Origin of the sequence: Salinivibrio sp. PR932, assembly GCF_001996125.1 — a bacterium.
In the GTDB taxonomy this organism is placed as follows: Bacteria; Pseudomonadota; Gammaproteobacteria; order Enterobacterales; family Vibrionaceae; genus Salinivibrio; species Salinivibrio proteolyticus.
This window is the reverse complement of the sequence record NZ_MUFM01000035.1, coordinates 13,803-37,034: the sequence shown is the minus strand read 5'-3', so window position 1 is coordinate 37,034 and position 23,232 is coordinate 13,803. Positions and strand designations below refer to the sequence as shown.

The window sequence follows — 23,232 nt, the reverse complement described above, 5'->3', positions numbered from 1 at the left end:
CTCTAGAACTCTGTTAATTTACAACATAAATTATTTAATGACGCTTTTTAGCCGTGATCACCCGCACTAATTGATGAAACATGAAATTTTAAAACGAAAAATAAGAACAACCAATCAAAGCCATCTAAGCATGTGCAACTGACGATATTAGGGATCGTCAACGTAAGCGAAAACGTATTACTAAACATAGCGATGAACATGGACATATTGCTGATGAGAGGCGAAGGGAGTTAAACCTTTAAAAACAAGACCATCATCAAAGGTTCATGACGAGCACGGTCCGTCAAGCGGTTTTGCGTGATAACTTGGTCAATACTTAATAGGAAAATCAGACACGTCGTCTGTAACGATAACCAGCTGAACAGGGATCCACTGTAAATGAAAGGACTTCGTTGGGTTGCGCCACCGCTTATTCTTGCCCTTGGCTACCTTGCCTATACGGCAATCGCTGCGACTGAACCTCAAACTGAGGCAGACATTGTTTCACAAGCCGCGCCAGTGGTAGAAACCCAAGTCATCTCTCCGATGCAACACCAAGTGGTACTCCGCGCTCACGGTGAAGTGATGCCGCTTGAGAGCACCCAAGTCGCGGCTCAGGTTTCAGGCGAAGTGGTCAGTTGGCATCCAAGCTTTGTTGCTGGCGGTATTGTGAAACGTGGAGAAATCCTTTTTGCCATTGAACCCGATAATTATGAGGCTGCTGTGCTAAGCGCTGAAGCGGATCTCGCCAGTGCCAAAGCCGCGCTGATTGAAGAACAAGCGCAAGCCGCTGTCGCTAAGCGACAAGCGAAGACACTCCCTGCCTCACAAGTAACAGACTTGTACTTGAGAAAGCCTCAAGTTTTGAGTGCACAGGCGCGCGTCAAATCCGCACAGGCCGCGCTCAAACGCGCACAGCGCGATCTTGAAAACTGTAAGGTGACGGCACCTTATGATGCGTTAGTAGTATCTCGCGAAATTGGGGTTGGCCAATACATCAACGTCGGAACGCCTATCGCTACTCTCAACAATATTGAATCAGCGGAGATTCATCTCCCCATTCCCGGCTTTGACAGTGCTTTTCTGCCGACGCAGTTGGCTGATATCGGGGCCACTATTACACGTAACAGTGCGCAACCCGTTTCTCGGCAAGGAAAGGTCGTTAGAGATTTAGGGGTGGTTGAAAAGCGCACCCGAATGATGCAAGTGGTTGTAAGGCTTGATGACCCTTATGGGATCAATAGCGACGCAATGCCTCTTCCGTTTGGCAGTTATGTCGAAGTCACGTTTACGGGCACCACACTGAGTAACGTTTTTAAATTGCCTCAGGAGTTAATCCAGAATCGACAAGTTTGGGTGGTAAACGATAACAATGAACTGATGCCACGGACGATACGAGTCGTCCGCACGGAAGGCGAATTTATGTTTGCCGACCAAGGTCTAGAGCCGAACGACAGGCTGGTCCTCACCCTACCGGAATTTCCAGAAAAGGGAATGACGGTACGCCTCGCCTCTCAAGTCGCGGAGGCCAATGATGAGTGACACGACACAATCACGTGGCCTGATCGCCTACTTTGCCCATAACCCGGTCGCAGCCAACCTGATCATGATTTTTATTATTGTGATGGGGGTCGCTAGCTACTTTTTTATCCAGCGTCAGATGTTCCCCAACATTGAAATCAATTATATCCATATCACCGCCGACTACCCTGGCGCCTCACCACAAGAAGTTGAAGAAAGTATCTTGGTCAAAGTGGAGGAAGCCATCAAAGATGTCAGTGGCATTGAGTCTGTGGTTTCTACGGCAAGACGAGGCTATGGCCGCGTCGCGATTGAAGTCGATGTCGGCGAAGATCTCAACCTTGTCCTTGATAGAGTCAAACAAAAAGTCGATGCCCTATCAAACTTACCCGGCAATATGGAACCACTGACTGTCGCGCAAGTTGAGTTTCGACAAACCGTAATAAGCATGGCGGTGGTAGGAGATAAACCCCTCACCGAGCTTAAGCCTGTGGCGCAGAAAATTGAAGATGAACTGCTCCAACTTGAAGACGTAACACTGGTTGAACTCAGCGCTCCTACCTATGAAATTGCGATTGAAGTCCCTCCACAGGTACTACAGAAATACAATCTCACCTTGAATCAGGTCAGTAATGCCATCGCACGTTATTCTGCGAATTTCTCTGCGGGTGAAGTTCGCACCAACAATGGCATGATCTCCATTCGGGTTGAAAACCAACGTTATCGCGGTGATGAATTCCGCTCGATTCCGATCAAAATTGGTCCCAATGGCAGCCGTTTACTACTTCAAGATATTGCCACTATTAAAGATGGCTTCACCGAAGGCGAGCTGTATTTTAAATACTCAGGGCAAAATGCCATTTTCTTAAATGTACAAGCGACCGCATCCGAAAATATGGTGACGGTCGCCGACGCGGTGAACCAGTACATTGACGCCAAAAACCAGACCTTACCGTCAGGGTTAAAGCTTAAGTCGGTCGTTGATATGACCTACTACTTAAACGCTCGCCTCGATATGATGCTTAAAAACCTGCTTCAAGGGGCGGTGTTGGTTGCACTATTGCTTACCATTTTCTTGCGTTTCAAGCTCGCGATGTGGGTAATGATTGGCCTACCAGTGTGCTTTTTAGGTGCCGTGATGTTAATGCCATTGATTGGCGTGAGCATCAATATTGTCTCGCTTTTCGCATTTATTATGGTGTTGGGGATTGTTGTCGACGATGCCATTGTGATCGGTGAAAGTGTCTACACCCAAGTTGAAAAAGTCGGCGGTGGCGTGGATAACGTGGTTAAAGGGGCACAACGCGTCGCGACACCCGCCACATTCGGCGTACTCACCACCATTGCGGTGTTCGCTCCCTTTATCATGTCCAGCGGCCCAGAGCGCGCCTTTTTCTTCGGTATCGCATCGATCGTTATGTTGTGTCTGGTGTTTAGCTTAATTGAATCTAAGCTGATTTTACCGGCTCACCTTGCACACACCCATTTTACGCCCCCCAAGCACCACAGTGTGAGGGAGCGATTCAACCAACAGTTCCAACGTTTTATCCGTGGCCCCTACCAACGAGCAGTCACATTCTGCGTGCATTGGCGCTGGTCGGTGCTTGCCACCTTCATCACCCTGCTGGCGATTGCGATTGGTCTGGTTACTGCGAACCATGTGCGTATGGTGCCAACACCTAAAGTCCCGCATGACTTTCCCAGCATCAATCTGACCATGAATAACAATGCGTCCAGTGAACAAACCATTGACGCCCTCAAAGCGATTGAGAGCATGGTATATCGCGTTGATGACCAAATCGCGTTGGAAACCGGGCAACACATCATCAAAGATACCCTCGTATTTAACGATGGACGCACATCTGGCGAGTTGGTGATCCCCTTGGTCGATGACGACGTTCGTCCTTTCACCACCTTTGAGCTGTCTCGTCGTTGGCGCGAAGCAATGCCAGATATTCCCGGTGTGAAAACACTCACGATTCAGGATGACGTTAATGGCGGTGAAGACGGCGACGAGTTTGGCTACCTCCTGTTCGGACCCGATATCACTACCTTGAATCAAGCGGGGCGTGCACTGATGTCTCGACTTAATCAGCAGCCCGGTCTTTATGATATCTCCTCATCAATTGATTCAGGGAGTCAAGAGGTACTCATCTCACTTACACCCATCGCTTATGATCTCGGGCTCGATCTCACTACCATTGCCATGCAAGTAGGAGGGAGCTTTTATGGCGGCGAAGCGCAACGAATGATCCGCGACGGCGAAGAGGTGAAAGTGATGGTGCGTTACCCCAAACTCACCCGTGAAGCCTTCTCATCTCTGCGTTATGCCATCATCACCACGCCATCAGGCCAACAAGTGATGTTGGGAGATGTCGTGGAGCTAAAACAACAGCCGGGCGTGAACAGTTTACGACGAGAGGCTGGGTTCCGTACCGTGTATGTATATGGCGCGATCGACGAAGAACAAGTGGAGCCTAGCGCAATTATCAACACCATCGATCAAGACATCATTCCCGAAATTCTGGCGCGTTATCCCGATGTCACCACCGAGCTCAGCGGCTCAATAGAAGAACAGCAAGCCCAGCAAAACGAGCAAATTTTATTCTTTATTGCAGGGATGATTGTGGTGTATGCCCTGCTCGCAGTACCGCTAAAAAGCTACACGCAGCCGTTGATCATTATGTCCGTGATCCCCTTTAGCCTAACCGGCGCCATCTGGGGGCACTATTGGTTTGATATCGATCTGAGCTTGATGTCGACATTTGGTCTGATCGCAGCTGCAGGTGTGGTGGTGAATGACTCCTTGGTGATGACGGATTACATCAATCGTGCGCGAGAAGCGGGGGTTGCCATCAAACAAGCGGTGATAGACGCCGGTTGTGCGCGTTTTCGTGCCATCACGCTCACCTCCATCACCACCTTTGCAGGGGTACTCCCCATCATGTTTGAAACCAGCCTGCAGGCACGGTTTGTGATCCCCATGGCGGTCGCACTCGGTTTTGCGGTGATGTTTGCAACCCTGCTGACACTATTCTTGGTCCCATGCTTGTATCTTATTTTACAAGACATTGGCCACCTTTTTCGCCGTCTTGCGACGCGTTTACTCCCCAATCGGCATCACGCTAACGAGGCATAAATGGCCGGCCGAGTGCTGCGCCTTGCGCGCCTGATCTGTCCAGCTGGTTCGCGATTTCCGTCATCGCGAGCCAGCGGTTCTCGCACCATAAAGGGGCCAGCAATGTGGGTGGACGGGCACTGGCAGACACACGATGATATACCACCTCTGGCGGAGTTCGCTGGATCATCATGGTCGCGCTGCGTACATAGTCTTCCAAAGACATCGCAAACTGACGCCCTGCTCGCCACGCCTTCGCCATGGTGCTGCCTTCAACAATATGCAATGGGTGGAGCTTAATCCCATCCGTCCCGACACCCACGACCCGATCAATGGTTTGCTGGTGTGTCGCCAAGTCTTCGCCCGGTAAGCCCACAATCAAGTGGGTACAGACTTTTATCCCCAACGCGCGCGCCTGCTGGGTAACAGCTTCATAGACGGCAACATCATGGCCGCGATTAATACGCTTTAGGGTTTTATCGTGAGCGGTTTGTAAGCCAAGCTCTAACCAAACCTCAAACCCTTGTTGGTGATAGTCTGCCAACAACGCCAATACGGCCTGTGGCACACAATCAGGGCGTGTACCGACACAAAGCCCCACCATGTTTTCCCGCGCGAGTGCTTGCTCGTACAAGGCTTTTAAGCGTGTGACTTCGTCGTAAGTGCTGGTATAGGCCTGAAAATAGGCAAGGTAGCGTCGAGCGCGATCAACTTCTTTAGCCCGTTGCTGCAATTGCTGGCTTACCGAGCCATGCTGAGCCTGCTCATCGGCAAACGAAGCCACATTGCAAAATGTGCACCCGCCTCGCCCAAGTGTGCCATCACGATTGGGGCAGCTAAAACCGCCATGCAATGTGAGCTTATGAACACGTTCGCCATAACGGTATTTTAAGTCTTGGCCCAGTGTATTGACTAATTGATGAAGCTCCATGTGGCCTCAGAGATGAAATGAAAGGCGGCATTTTAGCAATTGGTATCGAGAAGATATTGGGGCGGATCAAGCAAAGGTTCACTCGTGCCTACAACGAAAAAACCCGCCGTACTGGCGGGTTTGAATCACAAGCGCTTCGGCTTAGTCAGCCTTGGCTTTTTTCTTACGTTTGTCGGTGACTTCCCACTGACCATCAACAAAGAACGCTGACCAACCTGTCGGTTTTCCGTCTTCTTCACTGCGCACATAGTTTTCTTTCGTTTTGCGCGCAAAGCGAACCACTGTCGGACGTCCTTCCGGATCTTCCTGTGGCGCATCTGCTAAGTATTTGAACTTATCAGAAATACGGTCTTTAAAGCGGTGAAGTTCTTCAACCAAAGGTGCGCGCGTTTCACGAGATTTCGGGAAGTTACTCGCGGCCATAAATAGGCCCGATGCGCCATCACGCAACACGAAATACGCGTCCGAGTTTTCACACGGCAACTCGGGGAAATGCACTGGATCTTCTTTCGGTGGAGCAATCTCACCATTTTTGAGGATCTTACGCGTGTTCTTACATTCCTCGTTGGTACATCCCATGTATTTACCGAAACGACCATTTTTCAGCACCATGTCGCTACCACACTTGTCGCACTCAACGACCGGGCCATCGTAGCCTTTTGGCTTGAATTCACCTTTTTCGACCACATAACCTTCACAGCTTGGGTTATTACCACAAACGTGCAGTTTTCGGTGCTGGTCGATCAGGTAAGAATCCATGGCGGTTTCGCAAATCGGACAACGCTTCATCGCCCGAAGATCGGCCGTTTCAACGTCTTCCTCAAGCACGTTGACAATACCATCTTCATCCATCAGGTTGATGGTGGTTTTACAACGCTCTTTCGGTGGTAACGCATAGCCCGAACAACCAAGGAATACCCCTGTCGACGCGGTACGAATACCCATTTTACGGCCACAGGTTGGACAGTCGATATCTGTCATCACCATGTAGTTGGGCTTCATACCACCGTCGTCTTCGTCTTGCTCTGCGGTTTCCAGCTCCGAGGTAAAGTCGGCAAAGAAGTTATCGAGCACCGCTTTCCAATCGATATCACCGACGGCAATTTTGTCTAACGACGCTTCCATCCGCGCGGTAAAGTCATAATCCATCAGATCAGCGAAGCTATGGTTGAGTCGATCCGTCACAATTTCGCCCATTTTCTCAGCATAAAAGCGACGGTTTTCAACCCGCACATACCCGCGGTCTTGAATGGTGGAAATGATAGACGCATAGGTCGATGGTCGACCGATCCCCCGCTTTTCAAGCTCTTTTACCAGTGCGGCCTCAGTAAAGCGTGCCGGTGGCTTGGTAAAGTGCTGCTTAGGATCAAGCTGCTCTAACTTGAGGGTTTCACCCACATCGACAGCCGGTAAGGTTTGGTCCTCGTTCTTGCCCGATGGGCGTTGAACGCGTGTCCAACCATCAAAGCGCAGCGTGCGTCCTTTCGCTTTCAGCGAGAAATCACCGGCTGCGACGGTCAGTGTGGTTGAATCATACTTCGCGGGCATCATTTGACAGGCAACAAACTGGCGCCAAATCAAGTCATACAGACGATGAGCGTCTGGGTCCATGCCTTGTAGATCACTCGCGCTCACACCCACGTCAGAGGGACGAATCGCTTCGTGCGCTTCCTGTGCATTCGCCTTCGCACCATACACAATGGGAGACTCTGGCAAGTATTGCTCGCCATATTCACTCGCAATGTGGCCACGGGCCGCTTCCACCGCTTCTTTGCTGAGGTTGGTCGAGTCGGTACGCATGTAGGTGATGTAACCGGCTTCATACAAACGCTGAGCCAGCATCATGGTCTTTTTCACCCCAAAGCCCAAGCGAGTACTGGCCGCCTGCTGCAATGTCGAGGTGATATAAGGCGCAGACGGTTTGCTGGTCGACGGACGATCTTCGCGATCGCGTACCACAAAGCTTGCATGCTCAAGCGCCGACACCGCCGCCATGGCCTGATCTTTGTTCTTCGGCTTGAACGCCTTGCCGTTTTGTTGTGCAACCAGCAAACGAAGTGCCTGTGCGTTCGGCGTTAGGGTATCCGCATGCACATCCCAGAATTCCTCTGGAATAAAGGCTTTAATCTCATGCTCGCGTTCAACCAGCAGTTTTACCGCCACCGACTGAACACGACCCGCCGATAGGCCACGCGCAACTTTTTTCCACAGCAACGGCGAGACCATAAACCCGACGACGCGGTCGAGGAAACGGCGGGCTTGCTGCGCATTGACGCCATCAATATTAACATCGCCCGGTGTTTCAAAGGCTTGTGTAATCGCATTTTTGGTGATTTCGTTAAACACCACGCGTTTGAAGCGATCATGGTCGCCACCGATCAGTTCCCGCAGGTGCCAAGCAATGGCTTCCCCTTCGCGGTCCAAATCCGTTGCGAGGTAAACGTGATCCGCTTTTTCCGCTAGCTGCTTGAGTTCGGCAACCACTTTCTCCTTACCCGGCAGGACTTGGTATTTCGCTTGCCAACCATTGTAAGGATCGACGCCCATCTTGTTGATGAGCGCCTTCTTTTCTTTTTCTTTCTTAATTCGCGCTTTTTCTTCGGCGCTGAGCCCTTTCGTTGACACTGGAGCGGCTTTTTTGCCGCCCTGCGTCGAACCAGTTGGCAGGTCACGAACATGCCCGACACTCGACTTCACGATAAAGTCTTTGCCGAGGTATTTGTTGATCGTTTTCGCCTTTGCTGGGGACTCCACGATGACGAGAGATTTGCCCATAATGACCTAATGTACGCCCTTTGCGCTAAAAACTGTCGATAATTCGTTGCGTTGCAAACTCATGATAGTGAGTAAGACGCTTTCTGTTTTACAATATTGAGCGAGTCTGACCGAATATCAACTAAATTCGCAGTAAAACACGCTGATTGCTTGTCCCTTCCACAATTGTTAGTTAATTGTGATCATTTATTGTGGTCCATCTTTTTAAGACAGGTTCGGGAAAAAACGCGCTAATCATTACCATTGCGACCCGATAAATAGCCAAACAGAAACGATAATTTTTGGCTTGGCTCACAATATTTGTGTGTTTGACTCCAATCATAGCCAAGATTTTGCTCACTCCGCGGTTGAAACCACACCATCACGGTGAAACGTGATGGTGTGCTGCCAAACAACCGTTAAATCAAGGGACGCTGGCCGCGGCTGATCCATTTAAGTAGCACGCGATCAGCAACCTCTGCTGAGGCGCCTGCAAGCTTTTCTGCGATGTTTTTACGCTGATGATAGCTCACAGCAAGGACATGACGCTCGCTGTTTGCCGCCTCAAATAAATATTCATCGCTAGTGCTCACCGCATCGATAAGACCCAAATCAATGGCTTGATTACCGAACCAATGCTCACCCGTTGCCACGGCATCCACATTTAATGTCGGACGATGCTCAGTAATAAACCCTTTGAAAAGGTCATGGGTTTCTTCTAACTCGGTTTGGAATTTTTCACGTGCTTTATCCGTGTTTTCACCAAACATCGTCAGGGTGCGCTTAAATTCACCGGCGGTCAGTTGCTCAAACTCGATATCGTTCTTCTTCAGTAACTTATTAAAGTTTGGTAATTGCGCAATCACACCAATTGACCCGATGATGGCAAACGGTGCTGCAATGATTTTATCCGCCACACACGCCATCATATAGCCACCGCTGGCGGCGACTTTATCGACCGAAATGGTCAAACGCACGCCCGCTTTCCGAATTCTTGCTAACTGCGAAGCGGCAAGACCATAGCCATGCACCATGCCACCGCCACTTTCTAGACGCACTAACACTTCATCGTCAGCTGTCGCCACCGCGAGAATGGCAGAAATTTCTTCTCGTAACCCTTCCACTTCTCGGGCATCGATACTGCCCTTAAAGGTCAGTACAAACAATCGCGGCTCACGTGACGGGTTGTGCTCGCTGTCTTTCTTCGCCGCGGCTTTTTGGGCTTTCTTTTCCGCCTTCTTGGCTTTTTTCTCTGCCTTATCACGCGCCTTTAGCTCAGCCTCATTGTAAAGGTGGTGTTCCAGTGCTTCACGATGATGCTTAAAGCTCTCGGTCAGATCGGTGATCTTCAGGCTCCCCTTTTGTCCACCCTTGTCGTTCGCGGCACGAACCAGGGCAACCAGTACCACTGCAGCCACTAAAAAGGTGATGACTTTGGCCAAAAACAGCCCATAATCCGCAATAAATTCCAATGTTGTATCCTCTTTGTCTCGCTTTGGTGGCAATGCCTTAATACAGCGCATCACGCGCTTGGTTGTCACACATCACCCGCAACCTTACAATAATCTACGTTTAACAATAAATAAGGATTTGTATCGTGGAATATCAAGTTACCTCAAATGCCCTAGCAGGTCGCGTCATTTTAGTGACCGGTGCAGGCGCAGGTATTGGCCGTCAAGCCGCATTAAGTTACGCCGAAAAAGGCGCAACGGTTATTTTGCTGGGCCGTACTGTGAAAAAGCTTGAAGCCGTATACGATGAGATTGATGCGATGGGCGCGCCACAGCCAGCCATTATCCCATTGGATATGCTCGGCGCTACGCGTCAGCATTACATGGATATGGCCGATACCATCGAGCAACAGTTTGGTCGCTTAGATGGCGTATTGCATAACGCGGGGCTACTTGGCGTACTCAGCCCTTTTGACCAAATTGATGAGAAGTCGCACGATGATGTCATGCAGGTGAATGTCAAAGCGACCATGCTAATGACACAAGCCCTACTCCCGTTGCTGAAGAAGTCGGATGACGCACGCATTGTATTTACCACATCAACGGTAGGCCACCAAGGTCGTGCTTATTGGGGCAGTTATGCGATATCTAAGTTTGCGACCGAAGGTATGATGCAAGTACTGGCGGATGAGATGTCTGACACCAAGGTCCGTGTCAATGCCATCAACCCGGGCGGCACCCGCACCAGTATGCGCGCCAGCGCGTTCCCCGGCGAGGATCCACAAACATTGAAAACCCCACTCGATATTATGCCGCTGTATATTTACCTGATGGCGCCAGAAGGTATTAACGAGCACGGTCAGTGTATTGATGCGCAACCAAAACGCTAATCGATAGCGCCCCAAAACTGGGGCGCTTTTCGTATTTCACTGGTTAAAAATCGACGCTGAGCTTGGCCTTGATATTTCGCTCATCGCCATACCAACAGTTCAACTCATCAAAACAGCTATATGTGGTCTTATCGAACAAGTTCGTTGCAGATAGCGACACTTTTGCCCCCGAAAGCGACGAGGAAAGCTGCGATAAGTCATAGCGAATCGCGGTGTCAAACACCGTATAATCCGGCACGGTAAAGGTATTGTTGGCGTTACCCTGTGACTCACCAACATAACGCGCACCAACACTGATTCGTGTCCCCGCACTGACTTGATGATTCAGCCATGCACTGGCAGTTTGCTCTGGCACCCAAACAGGCGTTTTTCCCTCAAGATTAGGATCGTCCGTAATTTCCATATCCATGTAGCCGTACGTCAGTGACACGTCTGTGTCCACACTCAGCGCGTGATCGAGAGAGATTTCTATCCCACGAGATCGAATTTCACCGGTTTGAATTTTCGCATAGGAGTCGTTGGGATCGTTGACCAAGGCATCCTGTTTTTTGAGCTCAAACAGCGCCAGATTGAATCCCGTCGTGCCATCTAGTGAAAGATATTTAAGCCCCGCTTCCCATTGTTTACCCGTGGATGGATCAAATACGTTACCGCGGTTATCCATATCCGTGGGTTCAAAACTTTCTGAATAGCTGAGATAAGGCGATATACCGTTGTTGAATTGATACATTGCCCCAGCACGAAATGCTAAATTGTAGTGGCGAATCGTTTTATCGGATCCACTGGGTGTACCTGCATACAGGGTGCGTTGGTCATCTTTTAACTCATATTCATCGTACCGCGCACCGGCAAGCAAAACCCATTGTTTCCAAAGGATTTGATCTTGAGCATAGATGCCCGTCTGCGCCACCTCGATATCGTGCTGATCTTGATAAACAAAGGTCAAGGCGCTTGGGTCAATCTGATGGTTATTGGGGTGAAAAATATCAATATCCGGCACGACACCCGCTAGCGTGTCGTCATAGCTAACATCAGAAGACATATTCTGATAATCGAGCCCCAATAAGGTGTAATGTTGCGCTTTCCCCCAACGTAAATCTCCTGATAGCTGGGTGTCGACAACCCAAGACGTCATAGATTCGTCGGTAAGATAGGCATTGCGCGGGTAGTGCTGACCATCGCTACTCTTCTGGTGATACATGTTTTTTTGCAGCAAATCTGCATCCGTGTAGCGTGCGGTATGAAGTACTGACCAATCGGCAGAAAGCTGATGCTGCACCTTGTACCCGAGCATCAAGAATTCTCGGTCGTAGGTGTTCCAATGGTTATCACCGGAGAAGCTGTCGCTCGATAAACGGCCTGTGTCACTATGCAATACCGAGCCTTTAGCGGGTAATGAAGTATAGATTCCCGCCGCCGGATCTGCTTGGTAATAAAGGTTAACGTTCACCAAGGTATCTGGCGATACCCGCCAATCTAGCGATGGGGCAACCACATACCGCTCTTCTTCCGAGTCACCCGCCTGACCGTCTTTTTGCCGAGCCAGTGCCACCATTCGATAAGCCAGTGAGGTATCTGATATTGCGCCCGTACTGTCGACCGACACCTCACGCAACGCGTCCGAATCGGTACTCACCGCCACGCGATGTGCAGCTTGCTGTTGCGGCGTCTTCGCAATCATATTCACCATGCCACCCGGTGGAATATTCCCGTATAACACCGACGTCGGCCCTTTAAAAACTTCGACTTGTTCGATGGCAATCGGATCGATTTGCGGCTGCAAATTCCACGTGTTGTAAGGCACTGCGAGACCATCAAAGAAGTTTTGATAGTTAATAAAGCCCCGAATATTAAACAAATCGAGGCGCGTCACTGCCCCACCTCGCAACTCCGTATTAACGCCGGGGGTGTAGCGCACCACTTCACTTAATGAACTGGCTTGGCGCTGCTCGATGGTGTCGCTATCAATCACCGTTATTGCCTGCGGTGTCTCTTCAGGGGCTAGCACGGTTTTAGTGGCGGTATTTCGGTAGGTATCGCCCAGCACGTGAATGGTTTCAATATCACTCTGTTCATTCTCAGCATGGGCCAACGCACTGGTAAGTGTCCCCATGATAACAAGTGCTAACGGCGAGCGTCGCCAACCATTGGCGAATACGCGAGATGTTGGTGCCTGCATTAAAACGTCCTTCTTACAACTCAAACAACTTAAATAGAAAACAAAATCATTCGCATTGTAAGGACGGGACTGATAAAAACTGTTCAATTTGGTGCAAGGTGTGTGGTATCGAGCGGCACCCAATAGTGCATCACAGCGTGCTGATCGGCAGGCTGATAGTGTGGAGGATAAACCTCTAGCTCAACCCCGTCGGTACATGTGTAGCCAGATTGAGGCAGCCAATGGTAGATAAAAGCCTTAAGCGTTTCCGGCAATGCACTCACTGGGCCAGTATGTGTGATCACCGCATAGGTTGTGGCAGGGATTGCCCAGTGAGTGATCGCATTGTCTTCAGGCGGATGCATTGTGATTTGACCAGCTAAATAGGGTAAAGGCTCCCCCAGTGTCTCCGCTTGGGTAACGTTAATCGCGCCAGTACTCTCACACTCACCGGCATACCATGATGACTGATGAACGTGTTGCCAAAGCTCAGGCACGACATGGGTAAAGTCGGGCTGTGATGAAAATAATCCTCGAATGTAGCCAAGCTGGCCTACTAAGTACATCGGCTCTCGCGTTTTAATATGCACAGACAGCCAAGATGGTTGAGAGGTTGTCAGACTAGCAATATGCATCGGTGTGCGAATACCATCCATCACGCCGCGCTGCCGATAGTGACGCGGGGTCATACCAAAATACTGCCGAAATGCACGCGAGAAGCTTGCCTCAGAGCCAAAGCCATACATCAACGCAATATCAATAACACGGCTTTGACCCATGACAAGCTGTTGCGCCGCTTGCCCGAGTTTTAGCTCTCGTACGTAGTGCGCAACGTTGACCCCAGTTTGTTCCGAAAAAACTCGCTGCAACTGCCAACGTGACCAGCAACTTAACGCAGCTAGGTCTGCCACATTTAAGGGTTGGTCAAGGTTGGCATGAATATACGCCAACACACGTTCGATTCGATTAAAACGCGTGGCGGTGTGCTGCTCGGCCGCTTTCATCACATCCATTTACTAACAAAACAATAAGTAGCACATTATCACAAACAAGAATCGTTATCATGTGAATGAAAATAGAATGAGAGGCAATGCAGGTTGAAGAAGGGTGAAACAGCGCATAAAAAACCCGGCAGGTGCCGGGCTCTAGCTAACGCTTTTTTAAATGCCGCTTTATAAACGTTATTTGCGGGTGCGCGGTTTGCCTTTGCCACGCGGCGCGCCTGCTCGAGGGTTGCCTTGTTTAGGCTTAGGTCCACTGCCTTTCGGCCCACCAGCGGGTGCGTTACCACGACGCGCTTGGCGCGCTTTTTTCGGTTTGCTATCAGAATCAATACGTTCTTCATAGCGGCGAACAGCACGGCGAATTTTCTGGCGTGATTTTTTGCGCTTCTGATCCTCTGGGGTGATCACTGTTTGCGATTCTGGTTTCATTTCAACCATTTCTCGCAAGTAGTTCACTTCTTTTAACTCCATCTCGCGCCAGCCACCACGTGGCAAGTCTTTCTCGAGATAGATATCGCCATAACGAACACGCTTCAGACGGCTCACCGTCACCCCTTGGGTTTCCCACAAACGGCGCACCTCACGGTTGCGTCCCTCGGTGATCACCACATAGAAGGTATGATTCATGCCTTCGCCGCCGGCGTAAACAACGTCCTCAAAACGCGCTACGCCGTCTTCTAGCTCAACACCAGAGACAAGATTACGCACCATGTCTTCGTTCACCTCACCGAATACACGTACCATGTATTCACGCTGCACTTGGCGGCTTGGATGCATTAATCGGTTTGCTAATTCACCATCAGTGGTAAATAGCAACAAGCCTGATGTGTTTGCATCCAGACGACCGACAGCAACCCAACGGGCGTCTCTTAGCTTGGGAAGACGATCAAAGACAGTACGACGACCTTCTGGATCGCTACGCGTACACAATTCGCCTTCCGGTTTGTTGTATGCGAGGACTCGACACACAGACTCAGAAGGCGCACTTAGTTGAACAGGATGACCGTCTACACGCACCAGCGCGCTCGGATCATCAAGACGATCGCCAAGCTTGGCAACCACACCGTTCACACTCACACGCCCTGATTGGATATAGCTTTCCATCTCACGACGTGAACCTACGCCAGCACGCGCTAGCACCTTCTGCAATTTTTCGCTCATGTTTGTCTTACCTTACTGTCGCCTTCACAGGCGTCATTACTGTCACGGTTGGCATTAATTGGTTTGCTGACGGGTTTCGTCACCAGGAGGCGAATAATACCAAGAACCCAAGGGATAGAGAAACAGTTTCGGCTGGCTCTGACTTTTTAAAATAAAAAAAGCCCAGCAAGGCGGCTGGGCGGGAATGGAAGGTCAACATGTCGCTGACACAACATCAGAACTAGCACATTGTCACAATGCAATCGCATTGTATGAGTCATTACGGCTCATGGTGACACTTGGTTCATTTTTTATTCAAATGGTTGTGGATCACCACCGCCGTGGCGGCGAATTTCTGGGTTGCCTTCACTAAAATCAACCACTGTGGTGGGGTGCTCACCCAATACGCCACCGTGCATAATCAAATCCACACTGTGCTCTAAATGATCGCGAATCTCCTCAGGATCGGATTCGGTAAAATCATTGCCCGGCAAAATCAATGACGTCGACATCAAGGGTTCGCCCAGCGCCTCGAGTAAATCAAGCGCGATACGGTTATCCGGTACGCGAATGCCAATGGTCTTACGCTTCGGGTTCATTAATCGGCGCGGCACTTCTTTCGTCGCCTTCAAAATGAAGGTGTAAGCACCGGGGGTGTTATTTCGAATCAAGCGAAACGCGGTATTATCCACCCGAGCATAAAGCGATAACTCGGATAAATCACGACATAGCAACGTAAAGTTATGGTCTTTGTCGAGATCACGAATCCGGCAAATGCGTTCTAGCGCCTGTTTATTTTCTAGTTGGCAGCCTAATGCGTAGCCCGAATCGGTAGGATAAATAATCACCCCACCATTTCGGATAATCGCCACCGCTTGATTAATCAACCGCGCTTGCGGGTTCTCTGGGTGGACGTAAAAAAACTGACTCATGGTTCCTCCTGCTTTAGCTCCGCCACACTAGGATGCTCAACCGCGATCCAGCGTTGGTGGCTAGCGCGCCGGATAATCCTTCTTATAGGTCTATTGTAACGCGTCTGGCTTGTCGCTATCTAGTTGATTTACTGATTGCCATTTTTGTTCAGCCGCGTCTAACCATGTCCAGTCATGCCAAACCGGCTGACTGTCTTTGGGTAGCCATAAATTGCGGCCCAGCTCTGTCCACGGAGAGGGATAATGAAAATCCGATCCCAGCGAGGCCAACAATCCATAATCTCGCGCGTAATCGGCCAGCAAACGACGCTCTTGTTGCGACTGCTGAGGAAGAGCGACTTCAATAGCATCGCCATTGGCTTCAGAAAACGCGGCCAGTAATCGTTTCAGCCACTTGGCTTTGAGCTTGTATCGGCCAGGATGAGCAAGCACCGCTTTTCCCCCAGCCTCATGGATCGCTTCAACGGCCTCTGCAATCGAGCACCAGTTCGGTGGTGCATAGCCGGTGTTCCCTCGGGTTAAAAAGCGCTTAAAACAGGCTTGCATGGTTTTCGCGTGGCCTTGCTCGACCAACCAGCGCGCAAAATGCGCTCGGGTGAGCGGCGCATCGCCAGCCAGTTCACGCGCACCCGCGAGCGCCCCTGTGTAATGCGAACGCTCTAACCGCTCAGCAATCAGCTCAGCCCGTTGTTGGCGTCGCTCAGCTTGTTCAGCAATCAATGCGGTTAATGCCGGGTGCTGGGGATCGACATTTAATCCCACAATGTGGATATCAAAGTTCTGCCACAAGGTTGAAACCTCAATACCGTTGACCAGTGTAAGGGGCAAGTTTTGATGGTCGATTTCTGCTTGCGCCTCCACCAGCCCGGCGGTGGTGTCGTGGTCGGTAATCGCCAACACGCCCACGCGACGCTCGACCGCGCGCTGCACCAAATCTTTTGGTGATAGGCGACCGTCGGAAGCAGTGGTATGGCTATGTAAATCAATGATCATGATGTATCGGGTTTCCTTAATGTGCTCGCGCCTTGGCACTGTCAGTGTGTGTCTTATCAGCCTGAGGCTGAGTACGCGCTACGGGGCTCAGTCAATGCGAACGCGCCATGTTAATCAGCGCTTAGCGAGCACGGTGAATATCTTTGTTCTTTACTATCGTGTGCTTATTCCGCACTTTTTCTGCATTCTTTTCGATTTCCCCGTTGACACAGAAGCAAAATATCAGTTTACTAGTACACAAGTTAACGCGCACCGTTTCTCTGTCTTGGGGAGCGATATGGCGCTAAGGGTAACAGTCACAACGGAGTCTCGCAGCATGTATTTCAACGCCGCGTCTAGATCACATTCGATTCACACTGCACCAGCTGCCGCACAGGCCATGAGTGTATTGGCGACATCCATGACCTCTGTTGCGCTTATTTGGTGGCACGGCTCCTCACGGGCGGTGTGACGCGCTGTATAAACAGCTACCTTATTCACAACGCCCGCCACTGATGCGGGCGTTTTTGTCTCTTAGTTTTGCCATCACGCGTTATCGTGCCACCACGCAATCAGCCACGGTAACCGGCAACCATAGTTTAAAAGGATATTTGATGATTATTGTACTTAAGCCCCAAGCCACTGAGCAGGATGCCAACGTCCTCCTCAATCAAATCGAGCAATGCGGTTTAAAACCGCTTTATATGCCGGGTGTGGAACGCATTGTATTGGGTGCGCTGGGTGATGAACGTGTGCTGCAACAATGCCATTTTGAAGCCAACCCTCTGGTTGAGGAAGTCAAACCGATTCTAACCAAGTACAAACGCGTGAGCCGCGATGTACAGCCGCATGACAGCGTGGTGCATATCGGCAATGTACCTGTAGGCGGTCAACACTTCGTGGTCATGGCAGGTCCCTGCTCGGTGGAGTCGGAGTCTCAATTGCTATCCGTGGCGGAGCGAGTCAAAACGCACGGCGCACGTGTGTTACGGGGCGGCGCCTTTAAACCTCGCACCAGCCCTTATGATTTCCAAGGCATGGGGGTTGAAGGATTAAAACTGCTCAAACAAGCCAGTGACCTGACCGGCATGCCAACCGTGTCAGAAGTAATGGAAATTAGCCAAGTCGACGCGGTGTGCGAGTACATCGATTGCTTGCAAATTGGCGCGCGTAACATGCAAAACTATGGCTTACTCAAAGCGGTAGGCGAAACCGGCAAACCTGTCTTGTTAAAACGTGGGCTTTCCGCCACTATCGAAGAATGTTTGCTGGCGGCGGAATATATTGTCGATGCAGGTAACCCCAATGTGATTTTATGTGAACGCGGTATTCGCACTTACGAAACCGCCACACGTAACACCTTGGATTTGAATGCCGTGGCCTTGATGAAGCAGCGCAGCCATTTGCCTGTGTTGGTCGACCCAAGCCATGGTACCGGCGTGCGAGAGCTAGTGACGCCACTATCACGCGCCGCTGCGGCCGTGGGCGCGGATGGCATCATTGTGGAAAGCCACCTAAACCCGAGCGAAGCACTGTCAGACGGCCACCAAGCGTTAACCGGCGATATGTTCGCGCAGCTGATGCAAGAACTTACCCCCTTTGTGCAAGCGGCAGGGAGAAAGCTGTGAACACTCATGATCCCCAACATGGCGAGCTCGATACGCTCCAACTCTCGGTGCCTTATGTGGCCGACCCGACCGAGTTGTATGCCGCCGTGTGCCAAGATAAGCCTTATAGCATGCTGTTGGAGTCGGCAGAGATTGACTCCAAACGCAACCTTAAAAGCCTGATGCTGATCGATGCCGCCGTGCGCATTGAATGCCGCGGGCAGCGCGTCACCTTACAAGCGCTTACTCATAATGGCAGTCATTTGCTGGAGAGCATCGCCCAGAGCGCAGCGCTGAAAGCCCTCGTCTGTGAGGTAGCACATGCCAACGATGGAGACTTTCCCGCCCTGACGTTGACGTTCCACCATCCTAACGACAATGGTGCGCTATTGGATGAAGACGCCCGTCTGCGCCAAGCGTCGGTGTTTGATGCCCTGCGTGTCATCAAACAAAGTATCGCGTTGGATAATCAACCGGACGATGCGCTCTTTATCGGTGGCCTTTTTGCCTATGATTTGGTGGCCAGCACTGAAACGCTACCAGCGGTGGACGGCACCGAGCACTGCCCCGACTACCTGTTTTATGTCGCGGAAAGCTTACTAGTAATTGACCACCAGCACCGCCAAGCGCGCTTACAAGGCACCTTATTTGGGGGTGATAACGCTCGCGTCCACTATGTGGATTTATCGCGTCGCTTGCAGAGCATCAAAGAAGCCTGCTTATCGCCTGCGCCGCTTCCAGAAGCGCCCGTGGTGACCGATCACAGCGTTGCGGTTTCGGTCTCCGATTCAGATTTTTGTCAGCAAGTTGACGCGCTGAAAAAGCACGTCATTGCCGGAGATGTGTTTCAAGTGGTGCCATCGCGCCGCTTTACCCTCGCCTGTCCCTCGCCGCTCAATGCTTATCGAGCGTTGAAGCGTGGCAACCCTAGCCCGTATATGTTTTATCTGCGCGATAGCCAATTTAGCTTGTTTGGCGCCTCGCCGGAAAGCGCCCTCAAATATACTCAAGCGACTAATCAGGTGGAGATTTATCCCATCGCCGGTACGCGCCGACGGGGAAAAACCGCCCAAGGAGACATTGATCACGACTTGGATAGCCGCATTGAGCTTGAGCTGCGTAATGATGAAAAAGAAAATGCCGAGCACATGATGCTGGTCGATTTGGCCCGCAACGATGTGGCGCGAATTAGCACGCCCGGCAGCCGCCATGTCGCCGACTTGCTCAAAGTCGACCGCTACAGCCACGTCATGCATTTAGTTTCTCGGGTGGTGGGTCAGCTGAAACCCGATCTAGACGCGCTGCATGCATACCAAGCCTGTATGAATATGGGCACGCTTACCGGTGCGCCCAAGCTTCGCGCGATGCAACTTATCCGTGACACCGAACAGTGCCGTCGCGGTAGTTATGGCGGGGCCGTGGGCTATTTTACCGGTTCGGGTGAGATGGATACCTGTATTGTGATCCGCTCTGCCTACGTTGAAAACGGCGTTGCCACCGTGCAAGCCGGCGCGGGTGTAGTGTTTGATTCTGACCCACAAGCCGAGGCGGACGAAACCCGCGGTAAAGCACAAGCGGTGATCCATGCGATTCAAACCGCCCATCAAGGAGGCCAATCATGAGTACCCCGCCAATGGACATCGTCCTGCTCGATAACATGGACTCCTTTACCTATAACTTAGTAGATCAATTTCGCGCACTCGGTTACCCGGTCACGGTGTTCCGCAATCATTTAGAGGCTGAGGCGATTGCTCGTCACATTCGAACCCTGCCCCAACCACTGCTGGTGCTCTCGCCCGGCCCTGGCGCGCCGGCTGATGCTGGCTGTATGCCCGAATTGATTGAAAAACTGCGCGGCCAAGTGCCAATGCTGGGGATTTGCCTAGGTCAGCAAGCGATCGTCGAAGCCTACGGCGGCACAGTCGCCAGTGCTGGCACCATCATGCACGGCAAAGCCTCGGCCATGCACCACCAGCAACATGCGGTATTTGGCCCATTGGCATCCCCGCTCACCGTGGCCCGTTATCACTCGCTGGTGGCCACTGAGGTGCCGGCCAGCTTGGATGTCATCGCCACGACCTTGGATGGCGACGATCAGAAAGTAATGGCCGTGGTGAGTAATACCGACTACGTGGTCGGTTATCAATTCCACCCAGAATCTATTTTGACCGCACAAGGTGCTGCCCTGCTCACCCACACCATCGATTGGGCCAGTGGCTATTATCAGCGCTAACAACATTAGCGCTTACAACAACACGTGCCAGATAAGCACGGAGCTCGAACAGACAAATACCGAGGTTAAGTATAGTGATGGATCAACTACTAGAGACGCTCTACCAACAACAGTCACTCAGCCAAGCGCAAAGCGAGCAGCTGTTTAGTGCGATCATTCAGGGCGAACTCGAGCCAGCGCGATTGGCGGCTGCGTTAACCGCATTGAAGATTAAAGGGGAAACGCCTGAAGAAATCGCGGGCGCAGCAAAAGCACTCACCGACAACGCCGAACCTTTCCCCCGCCCCAGTTATCCGTTTGCCGATATCGTTGGCACGGGAGGCGATGGCGCGAACACCATTAATATTTCAACCACGGCTGCCTTTGTCGCCGCGGCTTGTGGCGTTAAAGTGGCCAAACACGGCAACCGCGGGGTATCGAGCAAATCAGGCTCATCGGATTTACTCGCCGCCTTTGGCATTGATTTGGCGATGCCTGCCGACCACGCCCGCGAGGCCTTGGATAATCTGGGCGTCTGCTTTTTATTCGCGCCACAATACCACACCGGCGTACGACACGCGATGCCCGTGCGCCAAGCGATGAAAACGCGCACCATCTTCAATCTGCTTGGGCCGTTAATTAACCCGGCGAAACCTAGCATTGAGCTGATGGGCGTGTACGACCAAGCCCTAGTTGCGCCGATTGCACAAACCATGCAAAACCTCAACATGACGCGCGCGGCCGTGGTTCATGGTGACGGTCTGGATGAAGTGGCTATCCACGGCCCCACAACGGTGGCAGAAATCACCCCGACCCAAATTGAGCATTACACCTTAACCCCCAGCGACTTTGGTGTATCCGAATACCCGCTGGACAGCATTGCTGGGGGCACGCCGGAGCAGAACCGGGCGATGATCAGCGCGATTTTGCAAGGTAAAGGCACAGACGCCCAGCAAGCGGCAGTGGCTGTCAATGTGGCACTCTTGCTACGCTTATTCGGACAAGAAGACTTGAAAGCAAACACACAACAGGCCTTGGACGTGATGGCGTCGGGCAAGCCTTACACCATCATGCAAGCGTTAGCACAAAGGAGCGCAGTATGACCACCTCAGCCCTCAACGACACCATTTTAGGCCGCATTGTCGATGACAAAAAACGCTGGGTAGCCGCGCGCAAAAGTGCTCAGCCGCTGGATAGCTTTATCGACCAACTGACGCCCAGTGATCGCGATTTTCGTGCTGCACTTGCCGCGCCGGGGTCACAGTTTATCTTGGAGTGCAAAAAAGCCTCGCCTTCAAAAGGGTTGATTCGAGAAGACTTCGATCCGGCCAGTATTGCCCGTGCCTACCGACCTTTTGCCGCGGCCATTTCAGTCCTGACGGACGAGGACCACTTTCAGGGCAGTTTTGACTTCTTGCCGATCGTGCGCGCACAAGTCGATGCGCCTGTGCTTTGCAAAGATTTTATTATCGACCCTTATCAGGTTTACCTCGCGCGTCATTATCAAGCCGATGCGATCTTATTGATGCTGTCAGTACTCGACGACGCCGAATACCGCGAGCTGGCCGATTTAGCCGAGTCGCTAAAGCTAGGAGTGCTTACCGAAGTGAGCACCGAAGACGAGCTCGCACGTGCCAATGCCTTAGGGGCGGTGGTGATTGGAATTAACAACCGGAATTTGCGTGATTTAAGCATCGATCGCGATCGCACCAAACGTTTAGCACCACAAGTGGGCGAAAAAGCGATCGTGATTTCAGAAAGTGGTATTCATAGCCACCGTCATGTGCGCGATCTTGCCCACCACGCGGATGGCTTTTTAATTGGCAGTGCATTAATGGCAGAGCCCGATCTGACCCTCGCGCTACGTAAAGTGATCTTGGGGGAAAATAAAGTCTGTGGGCTTACCACCGCCGACGATGCCCTCGCCGCCTATAACGCTGGCGCTGTCTACGGCGGACTCATTTTTGTTGAGCACTCTCCGCGTGCTGTCACACCCGTCGTGGCCGAGCGCGTCCAGCAAGGCGCGCCGCTTCGCTATGTGGGCGTGTTCCAAAATCATGCGCTAGATACCGTGGCTGAGTACGCACAACAGCTCAGCCTTCACGCGGTGCAACTGCATGGGGATGAAGACGCAGCATATCTACAAGCATTGCGTGAGAAGCTCCCTAAGCACTGTGAAATTTGGAAAGCGCACGGTGTCTCTGATGTCGCACCGGCTTTAGATGGCGTGAATGCTGATCGCCACCTTATCGACAGCCGAGTCGGCCAACAATCTGGCGGCACGGGTAAAACCTTTGATTGGCACCTGATCCCTAAAACCGCCAAAGACAAAGTCATGATTGCCGGCGGGCTCACCCCCGAGAATGCGGCCAAAGCGGCTGAACAAGGGTGCCTTGGGCTGGATTTTAACTCCGGCGTCGAGCATGCGCCCGGCGTGAAAGATGCCAACAAGTTACAAGCGGCGTTCCGCGCCCTTCGCCGCTATTGATTTTTCGAGATAGTTGATTTTCCGAGATAATTTCGCTGAGAGGATAGATGTCGCCAAGACCGTCAAACTATCTCG

16 protein-coding genes and 1 other annotated feature are annotated in these 23,232 nt (G+C 51.5%); of the genes, 8 read left to right on the top strand and 8 right to left on the bottom strand.

Annotated elements, in window-relative coordinates; genetic code table 11:
* Positions 1 to 378 precede the first annotated feature (378 nt).
* Positions 379 to 1,521, top strand: a complete 1,143-nt coding sequence (locus tag BZG84_RS13970; RefSeq protein WP_077678344.1) for an efflux RND transporter periplasmic adaptor subunit — start codon at positions 379 to 381, stop codon at positions 1,519 to 1,521.
* A complete protein-coding gene (locus tag BZG84_RS13965) occupies positions 1,514 to 4,639 on the top strand; it encodes an efflux RND transporter permease subunit (protein WP_077678343.1) in 3,126 nt (1,041 codons plus the stop codon). The genes BZG84_RS13970 and BZG84_RS13965 overlap by 8 nt, the downstream gene beginning before the upstream one ends.
* On the opposite strand, the gene BZG84_RS13960 is transcribed toward BZG84_RS13965, so the two are convergent.
* The 3 genes from BZG84_RS13960 to sohB form a co-directional block, all read right to left on the bottom strand.
* On the bottom strand, positions 4,626 to 5,549 hold the full coding sequence (locus tag BZG84_RS13960) for a TIGR01212 family radical SAM protein (protein ID WP_077480186.1): 924 nt from the start codon (positions 5,547 to 5,549) through the stop codon (positions 4,626 to 4,628). The two genes, BZG84_RS13965 and BZG84_RS13960, sit on opposite strands and share 14 nt — an antisense overlap.
* A 141-nt stretch (positions 5,550 to 5,690) precedes the next feature.
* Complete coding sequence (gene topA / locus BZG84_RS13955) at positions 5,691 to 8,324, bottom strand: type I DNA topoisomerase (RefSeq protein ID WP_077480185.1); 2,634 nt, start codon at positions 8,322 to 8,324, stop codon at positions 5,691 to 5,693.
* Positions 8,325 to 8,722: 398 nt separating this feature from the next.
* Positions 8,723 to 9,775 (bottom strand): protease SohB, encoded by a 1,053-nt coding sequence (sohB, locus tag BZG84_RS13950; protein WP_077480188.1) that lies wholly within the window; start codon positions 9,773 to 9,775, stop codon positions 8,723 to 8,725.
* A 125-nt stretch (positions 9,776 to 9,900) separates the two neighbouring features.
* Here sohB and BZG84_RS13945 point away from each other — a divergent pair, with 125 nt between their 5' ends.
* Positions 9,901 to 10,644, top strand: a complete 744-nt coding sequence (locus tag BZG84_RS13945) for a YciK family oxidoreductase (protein ID WP_069590141.1) — start codon at positions 9,901 to 9,903, stop codon at positions 10,642 to 10,644.
* Positions 10,645 to 10,687: 43 nt separating this feature from the next.
* On the opposite strand, the gene BZG84_RS13940 is transcribed toward BZG84_RS13945, so the two are convergent.
* The 5 genes from BZG84_RS13940 to rnm form a co-directional block, all read right to left on the bottom strand.
* Positions 10,688 to 12,823: a TonB-dependent siderophore receptor gene (locus BZG84_RS13940; protein WP_077480184.1), complete on the bottom strand. Its 2,136-nt coding sequence runs from the start codon at positions 12,821 to 12,823 to the stop codon at positions 10,688 to 10,690.
* 83 nt (positions 12,824 to 12,906) lie between these two features.
* Positions 12,907 to 13,815: an AraC family transcriptional regulator gene (locus tag BZG84_RS13935; protein ID WP_077480183.1), complete on the bottom strand. Its 909-nt coding sequence runs from the start codon at positions 13,813 to 13,815 to the stop codon at positions 12,907 to 12,909.
* A gap of 168 nt (positions 13,816 to 13,983) precedes the next feature.
* Positions 13,984 to 14,967, bottom strand: coding sequence for a 23S rRNA pseudouridine(2605) synthase RluB (gene rluB, locus BZG84_RS13930; RefSeq protein ID WP_077480182.1), 984 nt, complete (start codon positions 14,965 to 14,967; stop codon positions 13,984 to 13,986).
* Positions 14,968 to 15,257: 290 nt separating this feature from the next.
* The gene (locus BZG84_RS13925) at positions 15,258 to 15,878 is read right to left on the bottom strand and encodes an L-threonylcarbamoyladenylate synthase (RefSeq protein ID WP_077480181.1); all 621 of its coding nucleotides are present in this window, start codon (positions 15,876 to 15,878) and stop codon (positions 15,258 to 15,260) included.
* A gap of 90 nt (positions 15,879 to 15,968) precedes the next feature.
* A complete protein-coding gene (rnm, locus tag BZG84_RS13920; RefSeq protein WP_077480180.1) occupies positions 15,969 to 16,871 on the bottom strand; it encodes an RNase RNM in 903 nt (300 codons plus the stop codon).
* Positions 16,872 to 17,286: 415 nt separating this feature from the next.
* Positions 17,287 to 17,381 (top strand) — a sequence feature (Trp leader region).
* 83 nt (positions 17,382 to 17,464) lie between these two features.
* Here rnm and aroF point away from each other — a divergent pair.
* The 5 genes from aroF (at position 17,465) to trpCF (ending at position 23,157) form a co-directional block, all read left to right on the top strand.
* Positions 17,465 to 18,478: a 3-deoxy-7-phosphoheptulonate synthase gene (aroF, locus tag BZG84_RS13915; protein ID WP_077458909.1), complete on the top strand. Its 1,014-nt coding sequence runs from the start codon at positions 17,465 to 17,467 to the stop codon at positions 18,476 to 18,478.
* Positions 18,475 to 20,079: an anthranilate synthase component 1 gene (locus BZG84_RS13910; protein WP_077480179.1), complete on the top strand. Its 1,605-nt coding sequence runs from the start codon at positions 18,475 to 18,477 to the stop codon at positions 20,077 to 20,079. The genes aroF and BZG84_RS13910 overlap by 4 nt, the downstream gene beginning before the upstream one ends.
* The gene (locus tag BZG84_RS13905; RefSeq protein ID WP_077480178.1) at positions 20,076 to 20,690 is read left to right on the top strand and encodes an aminodeoxychorismate/anthranilate synthase component II; all 615 of its coding nucleotides are present in this window, start codon (positions 20,076 to 20,078) and stop codon (positions 20,688 to 20,690) included. Before BZG84_RS13910 ends, BZG84_RS13905 begins: the two co-directional genes overlap by 4 nt.
* 77 nt (positions 20,691 to 20,767) lie before the next feature.
* Positions 20,768 to 21,772 (top strand): anthranilate phosphoribosyltransferase, encoded by a 1,005-nt coding sequence (gene trpD / locus BZG84_RS13900; RefSeq protein ID WP_077480177.1) that lies wholly within the window; start codon positions 20,768 to 20,770, stop codon positions 21,770 to 21,772.
* Positions 21,769 to 23,157, top strand: a complete 1,389-nt coding sequence (gene trpCF, locus BZG84_RS13895; RefSeq protein ID WP_077480176.1) for a bifunctional indole-3-glycerol-phosphate synthase TrpC/phosphoribosylanthranilate isomerase TrpF — start codon at positions 21,769 to 21,771, stop codon at positions 23,155 to 23,157. The genes trpD and trpCF overlap by 4 nt, the downstream gene beginning before the upstream one ends.
* The last annotated feature ends 75 nt before the right edge of the window (positions 23,158 to 23,232 follow it).